The organism is Rhodococcus sp. NPDC055024 (genome assembly GCF_053608585.1).
In genome coordinates, this window is record NZ_JBSGVT010000013.1 from 179,332 (window position 1) to 196,409 (window position 17,078).

The following is a 17,078-nucleotide window of genomic DNA, read 5'->3' on the forward strand; positions in this document are numbered from 1 at the left end:
GCTAGATCGTCACATCGTCATGAGCAAGCGACGACGACAGCGCACGGTGGGCTTCGACCTGATCAAGCAATTCGTTGGCCTTCTGCTCAGCCGCGGATACCGCGTCGGCTCCGGCAACCCAACGACGTGGAGGTAACGGCGAATCGACAAGCGTCACAAGCGCCGACGCAAGTCTTACCGGATCCCCGCCCTGGAAGCCGTTCATACTCTTCCACGCTTCCACGGTCTCGCCGGTCCGAGCGTCGTAGTCGGCGATCGACAGCTCCGGCCAGATCGACGACGCACCTTCGACGAGCAGTTCAGTGCGAAAGAATCCCGGCTCCACGACGGTCGTGCCGATACCGTACGGTTCGACGTCGAATCGCAAGGACTCCATCCAGCCTTCCAACGCAAATTTCGACGCAGCATAGGCTCCGCAAAATTCCTGACCGCGCAGGCCCGCAATAGAACTGACGGTCACGACGTGTCCACTCCGTTGCCGACGCATCACCGGCAACACCGCCCGTGTCACATTTGTCGGCCCGAAGAAGTTGGTCTCCATCTGAGCACGAAGTTGCGCCGGGCTGACAACTTCGAAGAACCCGGCGTAGAAGTTTCCGGCGTTATTCACCAGCACGTCGATTCCACCGAATCGTGCAACTGCCGTGTCCACCGCAGCATATGCGGCATGTTCGTCGGTGATGTCCAAGGCAATCACCAACAGGTCGTCATGCTCACCGATCGCTGCAGCAACGCGGTCCGCATCACGCCCCGTTGCCACCACCGCGTGCCCGGCGGCAAGGGCCGCCTGCGCAATGTCGATTCCCATGCCCCGGCCTGCGCCGGTAACAAACCAGATCTTCTTGTCACTCATGCGTACTGTCCTCTCGTTTGACGAGTCCAGTACAGACCAGGTTTCACGAGGGCGGGAGTGCCTGCCGTTCCGGGTACCAGCAGAACCCCTCAACGCCCCGACTACTCGCGCAGAGTCGTCAGGAAGGCAATACGGTCGCCGCGGTAGAGCGAGCGCACCCGCTCGATCGGCACGCCCTCCGGGTCGACGGACGTCCGGTGCAGCAGAAGCATCGGCATCGAGGTGGTGGACTCGACGAGGGTTGCCTCCCGCGGTGAAGCGAGCACCGTCTCGATTCGTTCGGTAGCGGAGGCGAAGACCACGCCGACGGAGCGGATGGCAGCGTACAGCGATGTCGTCGCATCGAAGGCGTCGATCATCTCACCGAACCTGCTGTCCGGCAAGAACGTTGATTCGAGTCCGATCTTCTCGCCGTCGGCGAAGAGGACACGCTCGAGATGAACGACGGTGTCGCCCACCTCGATACCCAACTCAGTGGCGAGACCGTCGTCGGCCGACATTCGTTCGAAGGTCACGACTTCACGACTGGGCACTCGCCCAGCGCTCAGCGCGCCCTCGGTGTAGGAACGAAGCGAGAGGGGCTGCACCAATTTCGGACTCGCAACGACGGTGCCCCGCCCACGCCGCTCGATCCGTCCTTCGACGAGCAGATCGCGAAGCGCTTGACGGACCGTCTCACGAGCGACCGTGAACCGCGATGCCAGTTCCCGCTCCGACGGGACGGCGTCACCTTCCGCGAGCGCACTGAGAATGGTCTCGATCTCGGTGCGGACGCGGTAGTACTTCAGCTCCGGCTCGATCACGACGCTCGAGGTCCCCGGCCCGGTGGACGTCTGCTGATTCATGGCGCAAGCGTACAAGAATTCGGTCTATACCAATTGTTAACCTGGAGTTCGTCTCGATTCCCCCTATTGGTCTAGACCAAACGTCACTGTCTCTACATGCGAATTTTGATTGTGGGCGGAGGAATCCTCGGAACGGCGCACGCCGACGAGGCAATCCGCCGGGGACATGAGGTTGTTCATCTCGAACGCGAGCCGGAAGCCCGCGGTGCCACGGTACGGAACTTCGGGCTCGTCTGGGTATCCGGGCGAGCTCCCAACGAACTCGAAGCCGCGCTGCGCTCGCGCGAGTTGTGGGCAGACCTTGCCGCCCGTGTTCCCGGCGTCGGATACCGACCGGCGGGTTCGATCACCCTCATGCGCACCGAGGAGGAGGTTGCGGTCGCGCAGGAAGCGTTCTCTCGGCCGGACGCTGACAACAGAGGGTTCGCACTCTTGGATCCCGACGCCGTTCGTGCCGTCAACCCCGCGCTCCGGGGCAAGTTTCTCGGCGGACTGCACTGCACCCTCGACGCCGCAGTCGAATCACGGCAAGCGCTCCCCGCCATCCGTTCTTACCTCGAATCCACCGGCCGTTACACCTTCCACGCCGGAACAGAAGCTCGTGAGATCACGACGAACAGCACCGGCGTACACATCCGCGACGACCACGGCCGCAACTTCGACGCCGATCTCGTGATCGTCTGCCCCGGAGCAACACTCGGCGGATTGGCTCGCGATCTCGCCGGAGATCTCCCCCTGCGCCGTGTGCGCCTACAGATGATGCAGACGGCCCCACTCGGCGAAAAGCTCACCACCGCAATCGCAGACGGCGACAGCTTCCGCTACTACCCCGGTTTCGCTGGATCTGCCCTCGATCACCTTCGCACCGTGCAGCCGCAGGAACCGACTGCCGATGCGCACCGCATGCAGCTCCTGTGCGTGCAGCGCTTGCACGGCGGGCTGACCATCGGCGACACCCACGAGTACGAGGAGCCGTTCGACTTCGACGTCGACGAGGCGCCCTATCGCCATCTGTCCACAGTGGTGGAAACCCTTCTGGGACGCGATCTTCCGCCCATCGTCAAGCGATGGGCGGGCGTCTACAGCCAGTGCCTCGACCCCTCACAACTGGTTCACCGCGCACAGGCCGCCGACAACGTCTGGGTGGTTGCCGGCCCCGGTGGCCGCGGTATGACGCTCGGCCCGGCACTGGCAGAACAAACCGCCGACCAGCTCGGTCTCTGAATCCTTCTGACAAGAAAGACTTCTCATGTCTCCCATCACCCTTGCCGTTCTCGACATGGCCGGCACCACCGTCGCCGACGACGGACTGGTTCTTCGCGCCTTCGCTGCCGCCGCTGAAGCCGGCGGACTGCCCGACGAAGGCCCGGAAGCCGATGCCGCTCGCCAGTACGTCCTCGACACGATGGGCCAGTCGAAGATCGTCGTGTTCCGCGCGATCTTCGGTGACGAAGACCGCGCCCAGGCCGCGAACGCCGCCTTCGAAACCACGTACGACTCCCTCATCGACCAGGGGCTCGCCGAGCCGATCCCCGGCGCGGAGAAGGCGATAACCACACTCCGCGAGGCCGGCATCAAAGTTGCCTTGACCACCGGGTTCAGTCGATCGACGCAGGATAAACTCCTCGTCGCGCTCGGCTGGGAAACCCTCGCCGATCTCACCCTCTCCCCCGCCGAAGCCGGTCGCGGTCGCCCGTTCCCTGACTTGATTCTGACTGCGCTGCTCCAACTCTCGATCGACGACGTCCACCAGATCGCCGTACTCGGCGACACGTCCAACGACGTGCTCAGCGGCATTCGCTCCGGCGCATCGATCGTTGCCGGAACTCTGACCGGCGCTCACGACGAGCAACAACTGCGCGACGCCGGTGCCACCCACATCGTCCCGTCCGTGACGGAGTTCGCCGAACTCCTCACCCACCCCTGATCTCACCTCCGAAGAAGGAATCGTCATGCGTCTACGCCCGAGCATCGCTGCGGCCGCTCTCGCCGTGTCCGTCCTTTCGTTCACCACAGCCTGCGGTGGAACCGGCACTGCCGCCGGATCAGATACCGAAACCGTCACCGTTTACAGCGCCGACGGCCTGTCCGGTTGGTACAAGGGCAGATTCGACGCCTTCACCGCGCAGACCGGCATCGCTGTCAACCTGGTGGAAGCCGGTTCCGGCGAGGTCGTCTCCCGCGTCGACAAGGAGCAGTCCAACCCACAGGCCGACGTCATCATCACCCTGCCGCCGTTCATTCAGAAGGCCGACGCGCAAGGTCTGCTCGAGCCCAGCGGAATCGACACCTCCGCCGTTCCGGCCGACGAGAAGGACGAAGCCGGCAAGTACGTACCCGTCGTCGAGAACTACCTCTCGTTCATTGCCAATCCGACTGCATCACCCGCCCCACAATCTTGGGACGACCTACTCACAGATCAGTTCAAGGGCAAGTTGCAGTACTCCACGCCCGGCCAGGCCGGCGACGGCACCGCGGTGCTCTTGCTGCTCCAGCACCTGATGGGCAAGGAAGGAGCACTCGACTACCTCGGCAAGCTCCAGGCAAACAACGTCGGACCCTCGTCCTCGACCGGAAAGCTCCAGCCCAAGGTCAGCAACGGAGAGCTGCTGGTCGCCAACGGTGACGTCCAGATGAACCTCGCTTCGATCGCGGACGACGGATCGAAGTTCGACATCTTCTTCCCCGCCGGAGCCGACGGCACTCGCACCACCATTGCACTGCCCTACGTGATGGGGCTCGCCAAGAGCGCACCGAGCAGCGAACAAGCGAAGAAGCTCATGGAATTCCTGCTCTCCGAAGAATCCCAGAAGACCGTCGCCACCGACGCACTCGGCGTATCGGTCCGTGAGGACGTCCGAAGCGCTACCGGTGAATCCACCGACAAGAACACGCCTTCCGGAGTTCTGCAGGGCGTCAACGTGTGGACCCCGAACTGGAACGACGTCCTCAGCTCGCTCGACGCCGACATCGCCGCCTACCAGAAAGCCACCGGGAGCTGATCATGGCAAGAACCAGACTGGGGCGGACGCTCCCCGAGACCGTCGGTGTCCACGGAGCGATCGAACATTCGGCTCCGGCCATCACCTTCGATCGCGTCAACGTCGCCTACGGCCGCGGAAAGACCGCAACCCACGCCCTCGTCGATTTCAATCTACGAGTCGCGCCGGGTGAAACTGTGGCACTGCTGGGGCCCAGTGGATCCGGCAAGTCGACCGCTCTGAAGGCCCTCGCGGGATTTGTCCGCCCCACGTCCGGTTCGGTCAAGCTCGGCACCCGAGACATCACCAATCTCCCTCCCTCACAACGAGGAATCGGCGTCGTCGTTCAGTCGTACGCGCTCTTCCCACACATGAGGGTCTCCGAGAACGTGGCCTTCGGACTCCGAGCCCACCGTGTGCCGCGGTCGGAGATCGGCCCACGCGTGGCCGAAGCCCTCGACATGGTCGGGATGTCGGCGTACGGAAAGCGCCTGCCGCGTGAGCTTTCCGGCGGTCAACAGCAGCGGATCGCCATCGCTCGTGCGTTGGCGATTCGTCCCGGAGTACTCCTCCTCGACGAACCGCTGGCCGCCCTGGATGCTCAACTTCGCGAGAGCATGCTCGGCGAACTGGCGAGACTGCGCGCCGCACTACCTGACACAGCCATGCTCTACGTGACGCACGATCAGAGTGAAGCCCTGGCGCTCGCGGACCGAATCGCAGTGATGCGCAATGCCAGACTCGCGGACATCGACACCGCGGAGGCCTTGTGGAAGCGGCCGCCGTCCAGCTTCACCGCGGCCTTTCTCGGCGGCGCCAACCTGTTGCCCTGCACGGTCACTCGCGTCATCGGTACCTCCGCGTTGGTCTCGATCGGTGGCGCTCCGTTCACTGCTCACGCCCCTCAACCCGAGATCGGGCGCATCGAGTGGGAGTCCGACATGGATGCCTACCTGTGTGTTCGTCCGCACGCGGTAGTGGTGACCGGCGTCGGCGCGCGAGGATCGTTCCCGGCACGCATCGTCTCGAGCGTCTGGCGTGGTTCGACGACGCGTCTGACACTGGCTGTCCGTGGCCTCGACGACGTCCGCGTCGACGCGGATGTTGCAGGCCACGACGAACGACCGGTCGACACCGAGGTCGGCGTCGTCTTGCCCACGGACGGCAGCGTTCTGGTTCCGGCGGATCGCCGGCCATGACCACAACCTTGGAACGCCCCGAAACCGCTGTGCCCCAACACAAAGACCCGATTCCGTGGCGCCGGATCGGGTGGGCGCTACCGCCACTGCTTCTGGTGCTCGTGTTCGCGGTGTATCCCACCGCGCGGGTCCTCACGGAATCGCTGAGCACCGCAGACGGCACCGGTCTGTCCACGTGGTCTTCGGTGCTCGGATCGGAACTGTTCCGAACCGCGTTCTGGCGGACCATCCACATCGCCGTGGCGTCGACCCTGGGTTGCCTGGTCCTCGGCACTTTCCTCGCCTTGGTGCTTGCCTTCGTTCCATTCGCCGGATCCAAGGTGGTGGGGCGATTGATCGACACGGTGCTCGCGCTGCCGTCTTTCCTGATCACGTTGGCGTTCACATTCCTGTACGGCACGGCCGGCGCCGTCAACGCCTTGATCGTCAGCATCACCGGCGACGCGAATGGGCCCCTGAATTTCCTCAACACTCCCTTCGGTGTGATCGCGGCCGAAATCACCTTCTTCACGCCCTTTGTCGTGCGTCCACTTCTTGCGGCATTCACCCAGATTCCGCGTGAACAACTCGACGTCGCAGCCAGCCTCGGAGCGTCACCCGTCCGCGTTCTGCGACAGGTGGTGATGCCGGAAGCGTGGCCAGCCCTCCTGGCCGGTGGATCGCTCGTACTTCTGTTGACACTCAACGAATTCGGCATCGTGCTCTTCACCGGAGCCAAAGACGTCGTAACTCTGCCGGTCCTCATCTACACCCGTGGCATCGTCACCTTCGACTTGCCAGGCGCGGCAGTGATCGCGACCGTCCAAGTCGCACTCTCACTCGGCTTGTACTGCCTCTACCGATTCACCTTCAACAGATTGACGGGAGGCAGCCGTGCTGCTGTGGACACGAAGCTCTAGGGCACTCGTTCTCGGACTCTTCGCCCTCGTCGTCGCGGTCGTTTTTGTCGCACCCATCGCCACCGTCGTCGCGGCTGCGCTGGCCGGATCGTGGACGGGGCCACTTCCGTCGAATCTCGGCGGCAAGAACTTCTCCACGGCGCTGTCCGACGAGAACTTCGCCAGCCTGACCGTCAGCTTGCAGACTGCGTTCATCTCGGGAGTATTGGCACTGATCGTCGGAACGTGGGCCGCCTTGGCATCTCGTGAGGCACCGATGTGGCTGCGCCGCGTCACCGACGCCGTGTTTCACCTGCCGATTGCAGTTCCATCAGTTGCCATCGGCTTGGGTCTGCTGATCACTTTCAACGAGCGCCCAGTGCTGCTCGGCGGTACCAAGTGGATCGTGATTCTCGCTCACACCGTTCTGGTGCTCGCCTTTGCATTCAGCGCGGTTTCTGCGGCACTGGAACGACTTGATCCCGCGTACCGCCAGGCTGCGGAATCGCTCGGGGCAGGCCCCGTACGGGTACTGACGCGAGTGACACTTCCGCTGCTACTCCCAGCTCTGGGCACGGCCGCGGGACTTTCCATCGCGCTCTCGATGGGTGAACTGGGCGCGACCGTCATGGTCTATCCGGCGACATGGAAGACCCTGCCGGTCAGCATCTTCGGACTCACCGACCGCGGCCAGGTATTTCTTGCCGCAGCAAATACGACACTGCTGCTTGCAGTCACCCTGGTCGCCCTCATGGTGGTCGGCAGAATCCGTCGGCGCTGACCTTGCTGTGCGCCTTTGTTAACCGCCCGCGGTTAATAAAGGCGCACAGCAGGGGGTTAGCCCTTACGCAAGATGTACCGCTGAACCTTGCCGCTCGGGGTCTTCGGCAGGTTCGGAACAAAGTGCACCGTGCGCGGGTACGCGTGCGCTGCAAACTTCTTCTTCACCAGTGTTTGCAGTTCCTTCTCGAGTTCGTCGTCGCCGTCGACACCTTCGCGAAGAACGACAAACGCTTCGAGAACCTCACCGCGCAACTCATCGGGCATGCCTACGACGGCGGCCTCGATGACGTGCTCGTGCATGACCAGCACGCTCTCGACGTCGAAGGGTCCGATGCGGTAGCCGGCCATGATGATGACGTCGTCGTCTCGCGAGGAGAAGAAGAAGAATCCGTCCTCGTCCGTCATTCCTGCATCACCGGTGATGTACCAGCGGCCGTCTTCGCTGAATCGCTGCTTCGTCTTCTCCGGAGCATCGACGTATCCGGTGAACCACATCAACGGGCTGTTGTGGGTATCGATCGCGACGCGGCCCTGAGAGCGGGCGGGTGCGATGTCATCCGAATTGTCTTCCAGCACAGCGGCAGACCAACCCGGCAACGGACGGCCCATGGATCCGGGGCGCACGTCCTCACGCAGCCCGTCGGCCCACGCATTGACGATGAACATGCCGTGCTCGGTCTGGCCGTAGTGATCACGGACCTCGACACCCAACGAGTTCTTCGACCACGCAACCACATCCGGGGTCAAAGGCTCACCGGCCGACGACGCGCGGCGCAGCGAAATGCCTTCCGGAACAGGCGCTTTGTCGGCACGCAGACTGCGGTACACGGTCGGAGCGGCCGCAAAATTGGTGACACCGAACTTCTCGATGATCTGCCACGTCAGGGGCGCAGAGAATCCGGCGTGCAGCAGAAGGCTTCGCGTGCCGGCGGCAAGCGGACCGAGTAACGCGTAGTACAACCCGTATGCCCAGCCCGGGTCCGCGGCGTTCCAGAACACGTCGTCCTCACGGACGTCGAGGCCGAACTCCTGGTAGGCGTGGAACGAAGCGAGCGCGCGCACCGGAACCGGCACGCCCTTGGGTGTTCCCGTGGTGCCGCTGGTGAACAACTGCACCATCGGTGCATTTCCGCCGACGGCCTGAGCAGCGCCCTTCGGGTCTTCTGCATCCTGAGCTGCGAGGAGGGCGTCGAAGTCCAATTCGTCACCGGCCGCGCCGCCGGCGACGATGACCTGCCACGCCGCGTCGGCGGGGATGTCCTCACCGGGCGCAAGCTTGTCGAGCTGATTGGCGTCGGAAATGACGACCTTCGCACCGCTGGCAGTCAAGCGGAAAGCGATGGCGGGCGAAGCGAACGCCGTGAACAACGGCACGTGGACCGCGCCGCGGCGCCAGATTCCGAGGAGCGCGACCACGAGATCTGCAGACTTGCCCATGAGGGTCGCTACGTTGTCTCCCGGCTCGACTCCGAGGTCCGCCAGAGCTGCTGCGAAACGCGCCGACTGCTCACGTAGATGACCGTAAGTGAGGTCCACCGAGCTAAGGTCTGCCTCGACGACGGTGAATGCAACGCCATCCGCGGGATGCCGATCGCAGAGCAATTCTGCGGCGCTGGCATGCGGGGTGTCGTACTGGTCCAGCAGCTCGCGCACCCGTGCGGTGGGATCGGTGCTCATCAACTTGCTCCTTATCGATCGTCGTATGGTTGGCCCGACCGGTTACGTTGGCGGCTCGTCATACGTACTGTTCACCCCCTATGATCTAGCTCACAAGAGAACTTCACTACCCCCAGAAAGGGGTACCTGCGTGAATCGACATGCTTCGTCACTTCTGCGTCCCCGCGACGGGGACGCAATGCGAGGTGAACTCCGAACCATTGCAGCTCAGGGTGTTGTTCCTGTGCTGTTCGGAGGCGAGGTCCAGGACGGAACCCTGCACCTGAGCGAATTCGTCGGCACCCGCACCAACAACCTCAAGGGCCTGGCAATCCCTCCACGATCCGGCATGGGCGGGCGCGTCGTTGCGCAGGGTTCACCGATCACCGTCAACGATTACGGAAATTCGCAGTCCATCACTCATCACTTCGACCGACCTGTTCTCAGCGAGGGCCTGCATTCGATCATCGCCGTTCCCGTCATGGTTTCCGGCAAATCGCGCGCCGTTCTGTACGCCGCTATCCGTGATTCGGCTCCGTTGGGTGACCGCACGGCAGACGTCATGGTCAGCGCATCCCGGCGCCTCGGCATGGAGTTCGCCATCCGCGACGAGGTCGACCGTCGCCTGCAACTACTTCAGGCCGCCGCAGCAACCACCGCCGACGGTATGTCTTCGGAAGAAATCCGCGGAGTTCACGCCGAACTACGCAGTGTCGCCCAGACTGTCACCGATACCGACTTACAGACGAAACTCCGCGGGCTCTCCCAGCGTCTGGCCAACCTGCTGCGGCCCACTGCAGACACCGAAACCGACGTCATGCTCACCCCACGCGAAGTGGACGTCCTCTCTCAAGTCGCACTCGGCTGCACCAACATCGAAGCCGGCCAACGACTTTCCCTTCGCCCGGAAACGGTGAAAAGCTACTTGCGGAGCGCGATGGGAAAGCTCGACGCAAGCTCACGCCACGAAGCTGTGGTCACCGCCCGCAGGTTGGGACTGCTCCCCTGACGGGTCAGTAACCTTCCGGCAGGGCGGTGAGCATGTCACGGGTCACGGCGACGGCGTTGTCCGAACTTCCGCCCCGCACAACCAGAGTGGCAAAGGCCAGGTTGCCGCGGTAGCCGACGAACCATGCGTGCGATCCCCCGTCGACCTCAGCTTCACCGGTCTTGCCGTACACCTCACCCTGATCTTCGACGCGTTCGGCGGTACCACTGGTGACGACGAGTCGCATCATTCCGCGCAGACCGTCGACCATGGCCGGTGTGATCGCCGGGCGCTCACCGTCGATGGTGGTCTCGCGTCCCGAAATCAGTTGCGGCACCGGTGTCGAACCGTTCGCAACCGTCGCCGCCGCCATCGCCATTCCAAACGGACTGACCACGACCTTGCCCTGACCGAATCCGTCCTCGGTCCGCTGCACCAGATCCGACGCCGGCGGCACCGAACCCGAATCGATCGGCAACCCCACCACGTTGTAGTCCTGGCCGATGCCGAACTGCGCTGCGGCAGTGGTCAACGTGTCAGCTTGCATCTCGCTGGCCAGCTTGGCGAAGGACGTGTTGCACGAACGGGCGAAGGCCGTTGCCATCGGCACCGTGCCGAGTGAGAACTCGTTGTAGTTGGGGACGCTGCGCTCGCCGATCTCGATTCGGCCAGGGCATGGCACCATCGTGTCGGGAGTCGCCTGACCCGTCGAAATTGCCGCGCCTGCCGTGATGATCTTGAACGTCGAACCGGGCGGGTACTGACCCATCGTCGCGACCGGTCCGTCGCGGTCTGCTGCCTTGTTCTGCGCAACGGCCAAAATGGCACCGCTCGACGGTTCGATGACCACCATCATCGCCTGATCCTTGTTCACGTTCACCGCGCGTTGCGCAGCGATCTGGATGTTGCGGTCCAGACTGATACTGAACGACGGAACCGGTTGCGGCGCAGTCTCGGTCAACACGTCGGTGTCGACGCCGTTCTGGTTGACCGTGACGACACTCCAGCCGGCCTTGCCGTCGACCTCGTCGATGATCGTCTTCTTGATCTGCCCGAGCAGGTCAGGTGCGAACTCCGGGTCGGTCGAGACCAGATCCGATTCGTCCGACACCGAAACCCCGGATATGGCTCCCAATTGCGCGGAAACCTGGTCGTAGTCGTCACTGCGCAACCTGGTCACCAGATAGTCGCCCTTGACGGCCGTCGACGATTCCGCGATCGACTGACCCGTCAGCGACGAATCGAATCGCCCGAGAACGCTTGCGAGACTGTTCGCGGAGCCGATGATGTCGTTGCTCTTCGAGCGATCGAACTTCACGCGGTAGACGATTCCCGGCACGAGGACGTCCGTGCCCGAATGCTCGTTGACCCTCGCCCTCGGCGCAGCGGTTGCCCGCAACGACATCGTCTGTTTGTCACCGAGACGGGGATGAACGTCCGTCGAACTCCACCGGACAGACCAGTCACCGTCCTTGCGCCCCATCTGCAGTTCGCCGTCGTAGGTCCAGACGCGGTCCTTCGGGAGATGCCACTCGTAGGTGTAGCCGACCGTGGCGGTGTCTCCGTTCATCTTCACCGACGTGGTCTCTGCGGTCATCGACTCGGCCTGAAGCGCATCCCAGGTATCGCTCAACACGGGTTCGGCAGAATCAGGCCGGTCCGTAAATTTTGCTGCCTCGTCGATGTCTCTGTCACCGAACGCACTCAGGAACTGCTGCGCGACGGGCTCGGGGCCGGCGGGTTTCGGAGTACACGAACTGATCCCCACCGCCAAGAAAATCACGGTGCAGGAGGCCAACAGTTGGGCCGAGCGACTACGAGAGAAATGCCGAGTGTTCATCGAACCCCATACTAGGGCGGCAACCGACGCGGTCAGGGTAGGCGCGACCATTGCACCCACCGTGTGCGGTCAGTCGAGCAGTACCGTCGAGAAAGTTGCGACCTGTCGGAACCCGACCCTCGAATAGGTCGACCGCGCAATCGTATTGAAGCTGTTGACGTACAGGCTCGCAATGCGACCGGTCGCCATGATCGACTCCGCCACAGCCGCCGTTCCGGTCACGCCGAAGCCCTGTCCGCGAAACTCGGGATTGACCCAGACGCCCTGAATCTGGCCACAGCGCGCGGACATCGAACCGACCTCCGCCTTGAAAACGACCTGGCCGTCCTCGATGTGCGCCCACGCTCGCCCGGCGGCGATCAGGCTTGCGACACGATGCCGATAGCCGCGCCCACCGTCGTTGGCACGTGGATCGACGCCCACCTCTTCGATGAACATCGCGATCGCGGCAGGCAGGTAGATGTCGAGTTCGTCGGAGCGGACCTGCCGGACCAGAGGATCCGACGGGCATGCCAGCGGCTCGGATACCGCGAGCAACGGTTGTTCGGGGCGAACCTCCCGCGCAGTTCCCCAATCGAGTTCGAGCATTTCCCAGAGCGGCAACGCCAATTCGGCGCGGCCGACCACCGACGAGCACATGCGTGGAATCCGACAGGCACGGTCGGCGAATGCTCGAATGTCATCCGGATCGCCCCGAAGCGGAACCAGATTTGCCCCGGCAAAGCACAGGGAGGACAACGGCCCGCCTCGACTCCACAGCTCGCCGTGAATCATTCGTGGGTCGACGCCGCATTCTTCGACGCGCGCGGCAATCATGCAGGCCGCGACCGGATCGGCGTCGAGTACCGCTCGGACGTCATCGAGATCTCGACTTCCGACCTGCTTGGCTCCGAGGAGTTTGAGCATCCGTCAACCCCCTCGACTCGACTGCGCGTCCACGAATATCACTACCCGATCATGATGCACTCAGATTGCCACGAACCTGACACCGACGGGGAAGATTCATCCGGCAATCACTCAACTCACGGTGACGACCGGCGCACCCTCCGAAGCGTCGCCCTCCATGCTTTCGGCAATTTTCATCGCCTCTTCGATCAACGTCTCGACGATCTGCGCCTCGGGCACCGTCTTGATGACCTTGCCCTTGACGAAGATCTGGCCCTTGCCGTTGCCGGACGCCACACCGAGGTCAGCTTCACGCGCTTCACCCGGTCCGTTCACGACGCAGCCCATGACTGCCACGCGTAGCGGAATCTCCATGCCCTCGAGACCCGCGGAGACCTCGTCGGCGAGTGTGTAGACGTCAACCTGTGCGCGGCCACACGAGGGGCATGAGACGATCTCGAGCTTGCGCGGACGCAGGTTCAGCGACTGCAGAATCTGGTTACCGACCTTGATTTCCTCGGCCGGCGGGGCTGAGAGCGACACACGGATGGTGTCGCCGATGCCCTCCGCGAGCAGCGCACCGAAGGCGACCGCGGACTTGATCGTGCCCTGAAACGCCGGACCCGCCTCGGTGACACCGAGGTGCAGTGGGTAGTCGCACTTGGCGGCGAGTTGGCGGTAAGCCTCGACCATGATCACCGGATCGTTGTGCTTGACGGAGATCTTGATGTCACCGAAGCCGTGCTCTTCGAACAACCCGGCTTCCCACAGCGCAGACTCGACCAACGCTTCGGGCGTCGCCTTGCCGTACTTCTCCATCAAGCGAGGATCGAGCGAACCGGCGTTGACGCCGATGCGGATCGGAATGCCGGCATCGCCCGCGGCCTTCGCCACCTCTTTGACGCGGCCGTCGAATTCCTTGATGTTGCCCGGATTGACGCGCACCGCAGCGCATCCCGCCTCGATTGCCGCGAAGATGTAGCGCGGCTGGAAGTGGATGTCGGCGATAACCGGAATCTGGCTCTTCTTCGCGATGGTCGCCAACGCGTCCGCATCTTCCTGGCGCGGGCAAGCGACACGGACGATGTCACATCCGGAAGCAGTCAATTCGGCGATCTGCTGGAGCGTTGCGTTGACGTCGTGCGTCTTCGTGGTGCACATGGACTGCACCGAGATGGGGAAATCGCTGCCCACACCTACCGTGCCGACCTGCAGCTGCCGAGTCTTGCGTCGAGGAGCAAGAATCGCTGCGGGTGCCGAGGGCATTCCCAGTCCGATAGGGATGGTCACGTCTGTGCCTTCTTTCATAGCTTCACTGCAAGTTTAGCCGGGCGATCACCGCACTACCGCGCGGCAACCGTCGCCCTGCTCACACGGTCAGAAGATCTTGATCGGATTGACGATGTCAGCTGTGAGTGTCAGCAACATGAACGCGCCACCGATCACGATGAATACGTAAGTAATCGGGAGGAGTCTCGTGTAGTCGACCGGACCGCCCGGGATCAGGCCTCGGCGGGCGCGGAACCAATCGCGGATCTTCTCGTAGAAGACCACCGCGATGTGCCCGCCGTCGAGCGGCAGCAGCGGCAGGATGTTGAAAACGCCGAGGAAGAAGTTGATCGACGCGAGCAGGCCGACGAACATCGGCCACTCGGCTCGATCAGCAGCCTCGCCGCCGATCACGCTGGCGCCGACCACGCTGATCGGTGTGTCCTGCGCCCGCTCGCCGCCCGTGACCGACTCCCACAGAGCCCCCACCTTCGACGGAATGTCAGCCAACGCCTTCACCGAGTCGACCATGATCTGGCCGGTGTAGTCGAAGGCTGCCGGAACAGCCGTGAGCGCGTTGTACTCGATGAGATTGCTGACGCCCTCGATGCCGACGGCGCCTACCTTTGCCAGCTCCGGCGTTGTGCTGCCCTCTTTGGCTACGTAGCGCTCGACCGGGGATACATCGACCGGAACTTGAATAGTCTCGTCGCCGCGCTCGACTGTGAGTGTGACTGTCCCGGACTTGTCGCGGATAGCCGCGGAAACCTTGGCGAAAGTGTCCGTTGGTTGACCGTCCACCGCGACGATCCGATCGCCGGCAGCTATTCCAGCTGCCTCCGCCGGGCCGGTACCGGTGCATTCCGCAAGTTTCCACCCCTGATCCTGACCCAACTGCGTCGGAGCAACACAGGTCACGCCCTTGACAACAGGCGGTGCCGGCTCCGAACTCGTTCGGCCCCAGCCGAGGAGCAATGCGTAGATCAGGAGGAACCCGAGAATGAAGTTCATCGCGATACCGCCGGACATGACGACGACGCGCTTCCACGCCGCCTTCTTGTACATCGCGTGCGGCTCTTCTTCAGGCGTCATCTCGTCGAGAGCCGTCATGCCTGCGATGTCGCAGAATCCGCCCAGCGGCAGTGCCTTGAGTCCGTACTCGGTCTCACCTCGACGGAACGAGAAGATCTTCGGTCCGAAGCCGATGTAGTAGCGGCGAACCTTCATTCCCAAAGCCTTGGCCGTCCACATGTGGCCGGCTTCGTGCAGGGCGATGGACACGCCGATGCCGAGGGCAAACAGCACTACGCCCAGTGCAAAAACCATGAAAGTTCTAGCCCTCCTGCTTCACGAGCTGACGCGCTCGTGTGCGTGCCCAGCCGTCTGCGGCCAGAACGTCGTCCACGGTAACCGGTTCCGCGGACCATTGACCTGCATCGTCGAGAACAGCAGCCACCGTACGGACGATCGCCGGGAACGAAATGACGCCGTCGAGGAAAGCCTGAGCCGCCACTTCGTTGGCCGCGTTGTAGATCGCAGTGAAGCAGCCGCCGGATTTGCCCGCGCTCCTCGCCAGATCGACGGCGGGGAACACCGACGAATCGAGCGGCTCGAATTCCCAGGTGGAGGCTGTCGTGAAGTCGCATGCCGACGCCGCGCCTTCGATACGGTCCGGCCAGCCGAGTGCGAGGGCGATCGGAAGCTTCATGTCCGGTGGGCTTGCCTGCGCCAGCGTCGAACCGTCGAAGAACGTCACCATGGAGTGCACGATCGACTGCGGATGCACGGTGACGTCGATGCGGTCGTAGTCGATCCCGAACAGCAGATTCGTCTCGATCAACTCGAGCCCCTTGTTGACCAAGGTTGCCGAGTTGAGGGTGTTCATGGGTCCCATCGACCAGGTGGGGTGCGCTTTTGCCTGAGCCGGATTCACATTTTCGAGATCCTCGGCGCTCCAGCCGCGGAACGGCCCACCCGAAGCGGTGAGGACCAGCCGAGCCACCTCGTCGCCCGTTCCACCACGTAGACATTGGGCCAACGCCGAATGCTCCGAGTCGACCGGCACGATCTGGCCGGGTGCGGCGGCTTTGGTCACCAGCGCTCCGCCTGCGACAAGGGATTCCTTGTTCGCGAGTGCCAGACGTGCACCCGAGTTCAAAGCCGCCAGGGTCGGTTCGAGTCCCAACGAACCGACGAGCGCATTGAGGACGACATCGGCACCGCTGTCGCGAACCAGTTCCGTCACTGCGCTCGGTCCCGAACGAGCCGTCACCGATTCCAGAGCAGCGGCGGCCGCAGGATCGGCGACGGCGACGTCGGTGACGCCGGTCGCGCGGATCTGCTCGGCCAACAATTCGACATTGTTGCCGCCCGCTGCCAGTCCGACTACTTCGAAACGATCGGGGTTGGCAGCGATGACCTCCAGCGCTTGGGTACCGATCGAACCGGTGCTGCCGAGGAGGAGGACGCGGGTACGTGTGGTTTCCTGCACTCGCCCATTGTTCCTGATAACACCTGAGAACAACCTTATCGACGCCCAACTACGTACGACAGGCAGTCGTATGTCACCATATTGGGCAGTAGTGCAACCGAATGAGCAGGAGGATCGACCGTGGCCGATACCCAGTTGGACGTCAAGTCCAGCGCCCCCGTCGTGGTCTCGCACGTCGATGAGGCCGAGGTTCCCTCTGCCGCATGGGGGTGGAGTGGTGAAGGACTCAAGTTTTTCCGTTTCCTCGGATGGTTCTTCGCAATATTCCTGCTTCTGATGATGATCGGTAACCATCACGGCAAGGTCGAGGATCTGTGGCTCATCGGCACCGCCGGATTGATGATCTTCATTCTGGTCCGCGACATCGTCATCCGTCGCCGCCCGCGCTAGAGACCTGACAAAGAGAAGGC

Annotated in this window: 16 protein-coding genes; 8 read left to right on the forward strand and 8 right to left on the reverse strand. The window is 63.1% G+C overall.

What is annotated here, in order from left to right; genetic code table 11:
* Position 1: 1 nt before the first annotated feature.
* Together ACWF6P_RS25025 and ACWF6P_RS25030 are read right to left on the reverse strand one after the other, a co-directional pair.
* Positions 2-853, reverse strand: coding sequence for an SDR family oxidoreductase (locus ACWF6P_RS25025; RefSeq protein ID WP_452622900.1), 852 nt, complete (start codon positions 851-853; stop codon positions 2-4).
* Positions 854-954: 101 nt separating this feature from the next.
* Positions 955-1,698: a GntR family transcriptional regulator gene (locus ACWF6P_RS25030; RefSeq protein WP_452622901.1), complete on the reverse strand. Its 744-nt coding sequence runs from the start codon at positions 1,696-1,698 to the stop codon at positions 955-957.
* Positions 1,699-1,794: 96 nt separating this feature from the next.
* Between ACWF6P_RS25030 and ACWF6P_RS25035 the strand changes: the two genes are divergently transcribed.
* The 6 genes from ACWF6P_RS25035 to ACWF6P_RS25060 are packed head-to-tail and all read left to right on the forward strand — an operon-like array spanning position 1,795 to position 7,537.
* Entirely contained in the window at positions 1,795-2,922 is a 1,128-nt protein-coding gene (locus ACWF6P_RS25035) for a TIGR03364 family FAD-dependent oxidoreductase (protein ID WP_452622902.1), read from the forward strand.
* Between the two features lie 25 nt (positions 2,923-2,947).
* The gene (locus ACWF6P_RS25040; protein ID WP_452622903.1) at positions 2,948-3,625 is read left to right on the forward strand and encodes a phosphonatase-like hydrolase; all 678 of its coding nucleotides are present in this window, start codon (positions 2,948-2,950) and stop codon (positions 3,623-3,625) included.
* Positions 3,626-3,650: 25 nt separating this feature from the next.
* Positions 3,651-4,700, forward strand: a complete 1,050-nt coding sequence (locus ACWF6P_RS25045; protein ID WP_452622904.1) for a 2-aminoethylphosphonate ABC transporter substrate-binding protein — start codon at positions 3,651-3,653, stop codon at positions 4,698-4,700.
* A 2-nt stretch (positions 4,701-4,702) separates the two neighbouring features.
* Positions 4,703-5,878 (forward strand): ABC transporter ATP-binding protein, encoded by a 1,176-nt coding sequence (locus tag ACWF6P_RS25050; protein WP_452622905.1) that lies wholly within the window; start codon positions 4,703-4,705, stop codon positions 5,876-5,878.
* Positions 5,875-6,777 (forward strand): 2-aminoethylphosphonate ABC transporter permease subunit, encoded by a 903-nt coding sequence (locus ACWF6P_RS25055; RefSeq protein ID WP_452622906.1) that lies wholly within the window; start codon positions 5,875-5,877, stop codon positions 6,775-6,777. Before ACWF6P_RS25050 ends, ACWF6P_RS25055 begins: the two co-directional genes overlap by 4 nt.
* Positions 6,752-7,537 (forward strand): ABC transporter permease, encoded by a 786-nt coding sequence (locus tag ACWF6P_RS25060; RefSeq protein WP_452622907.1) that lies wholly within the window; start codon positions 6,752-6,754, stop codon positions 7,535-7,537. Before ACWF6P_RS25055 ends, ACWF6P_RS25060 begins: the two co-directional genes overlap by 26 nt.
* A 56-nt stretch (positions 7,538-7,593) precedes the next feature.
* Here ACWF6P_RS25060 and ACWF6P_RS25065 read toward each other — a convergent pair whose 3' ends face one another.
* Complete coding sequence (locus ACWF6P_RS25065) at positions 7,594-9,216, reverse strand: AMP-binding protein (RefSeq protein ID WP_452622908.1); 1,623 nt, start codon at positions 9,214-9,216, stop codon at positions 7,594-7,596.
* Between the two features lie 178 nt (positions 9,217-9,394).
* On the opposite strand from ACWF6P_RS25065, the gene ACWF6P_RS25070 reads away from it, so the two are divergent.
* Entirely contained in the window at positions 9,395-10,204 is an 810-nt protein-coding gene (locus ACWF6P_RS25070) for a LuxR C-terminal-related transcriptional regulator (RefSeq protein WP_317555159.1), read from the forward strand.
* 4 nt (positions 10,205-10,208) lie between these two features.
* Here the strand turns inward: ACWF6P_RS25070 and ACWF6P_RS25075 are convergent, their stop codons facing one another.
* From ACWF6P_RS25075 to dxr, 5 genes are all read right to left on the reverse strand, one after another.
* Positions 10,209-12,023 (reverse strand): penicillin-binding transpeptidase domain-containing protein, encoded by a 1,815-nt coding sequence (locus ACWF6P_RS25075; RefSeq protein ID WP_452622909.1) that lies wholly within the window; start codon positions 12,021-12,023, stop codon positions 10,209-10,211.
* 69 nt (positions 12,024-12,092) lie between these two features.
* Complete coding sequence (locus tag ACWF6P_RS25080; protein ID WP_378533721.1) at positions 12,093-12,929, reverse strand: GNAT family N-acetyltransferase; 837 nt, start codon at positions 12,927-12,929, stop codon at positions 12,093-12,095.
* Between the two features lie 111 nt (positions 12,930-13,040).
* Positions 13,041-14,198, reverse strand: coding sequence for a flavodoxin-dependent (E)-4-hydroxy-3-methylbut-2-enyl-diphosphate synthase (ispG, locus tag ACWF6P_RS25085; RefSeq protein WP_378449524.1), 1,158 nt, complete (start codon positions 14,196-14,198; stop codon positions 13,041-13,043).
* Positions 14,199-14,285: 87 nt separating this feature from the next.
* Positions 14,286-15,503: a M50 family metallopeptidase gene (locus tag ACWF6P_RS25090; protein ID WP_378631025.1), complete on the reverse strand. Its 1,218-nt coding sequence runs from the start codon at positions 15,501-15,503 to the stop codon at positions 14,286-14,288.
* 7 nt (positions 15,504-15,510) lie between these two features.
* Positions 15,511-16,668, reverse strand: coding sequence for a 1-deoxy-D-xylulose-5-phosphate reductoisomerase (gene dxr, locus ACWF6P_RS25095; RefSeq protein ID WP_378545848.1), 1,158 nt, complete (start codon positions 16,666-16,668; stop codon positions 15,511-15,513).
* A 120-nt stretch (positions 16,669-16,788) separates the two neighbouring features.
* Between dxr and ACWF6P_RS25100 the strand changes: the two genes are divergently transcribed.
* A complete protein-coding gene (locus ACWF6P_RS25100; protein WP_003942762.1) occupies positions 16,789-17,058 on the forward strand; it encodes a DUF2631 domain-containing protein in 270 nt (89 codons plus the stop codon).
* Positions 17,059-17,078 lie beyond the last annotated feature (20 nt).

Coding starts and splice junctions, on each gene's coding strand:
- ACWF6P_RS25025 (WP_452622900.1), bottom strand. CDS start 853: ATGAGTGACAAGAAGATCTGGTTTGTTACCGGCGCAGGCCGGGGCATG.
- ACWF6P_RS25030 (WP_452622901.1), bottom strand. CDS start 1,698: ATGAATCAGCAGACGTCCACCGGGCCGGGGACCTCGAGCGTCGTGATC.
- ACWF6P_RS25035 (WP_452622902.1), top strand. CDS start 1,795: ATGCGAATTTTGATTGTGGGCGGAGGAATCCTCGGAACGGCGCACGCC.
- ACWF6P_RS25040 (WP_452622903.1), top strand. CDS start 2,948: ATGTCTCCCATCACCCTTGCCGTTCTCGACATGGCCGGCACCACCGTC.
- ACWF6P_RS25045 (WP_452622904.1), top strand. CDS start 3,651: ATGCGTCTACGCCCGAGCATCGCTGCGGCCGCTCTCGCCGTGTCCGTC.
- ACWF6P_RS25050 (WP_452622905.1), top strand. CDS start 4,703: ATGGCAAGAACCAGACTGGGGCGGACGCTCCCCGAGACCGTCGGTGTC.
- ACWF6P_RS25055 (WP_452622906.1), top strand. CDS start 5,875: ATGACCACAACCTTGGAACGCCCCGAAACCGCTGTGCCCCAACACAAA.
- ACWF6P_RS25065 (WP_452622908.1), bottom strand. CDS start 9,216: ATGAGCACCGATCCCACCGCACGGGTGCGCGAGCTGCTGGACCAGTAC.
- ACWF6P_RS25070 (WP_317555159.1), top strand. CDS start 9,395: ATGCGAGGTGAACTCCGAACCATTGCAGCTCAGGGTGTTGTTCCTGTG.
- ACWF6P_RS25075 (WP_452622909.1), bottom strand. CDS start 12,023: ATGAACACTCGGCATTTCTCTCGTAGTCGCTCGGCCCAACTGTTGGCC.
- ACWF6P_RS25080 (WP_378533721.1), bottom strand. CDS start 12,929: ATGCTCAAACTCCTCGGAGCCAAGCAGGTCGGAAGTCGAGATCTCGAT.
- ACWF6P_RS25090 (WP_378631025.1), bottom strand. CDS start 15,503: ATGGTTTTTGCACTGGGCGTAGTGCTGTTTGCCCTCGGCATCGGCGTG.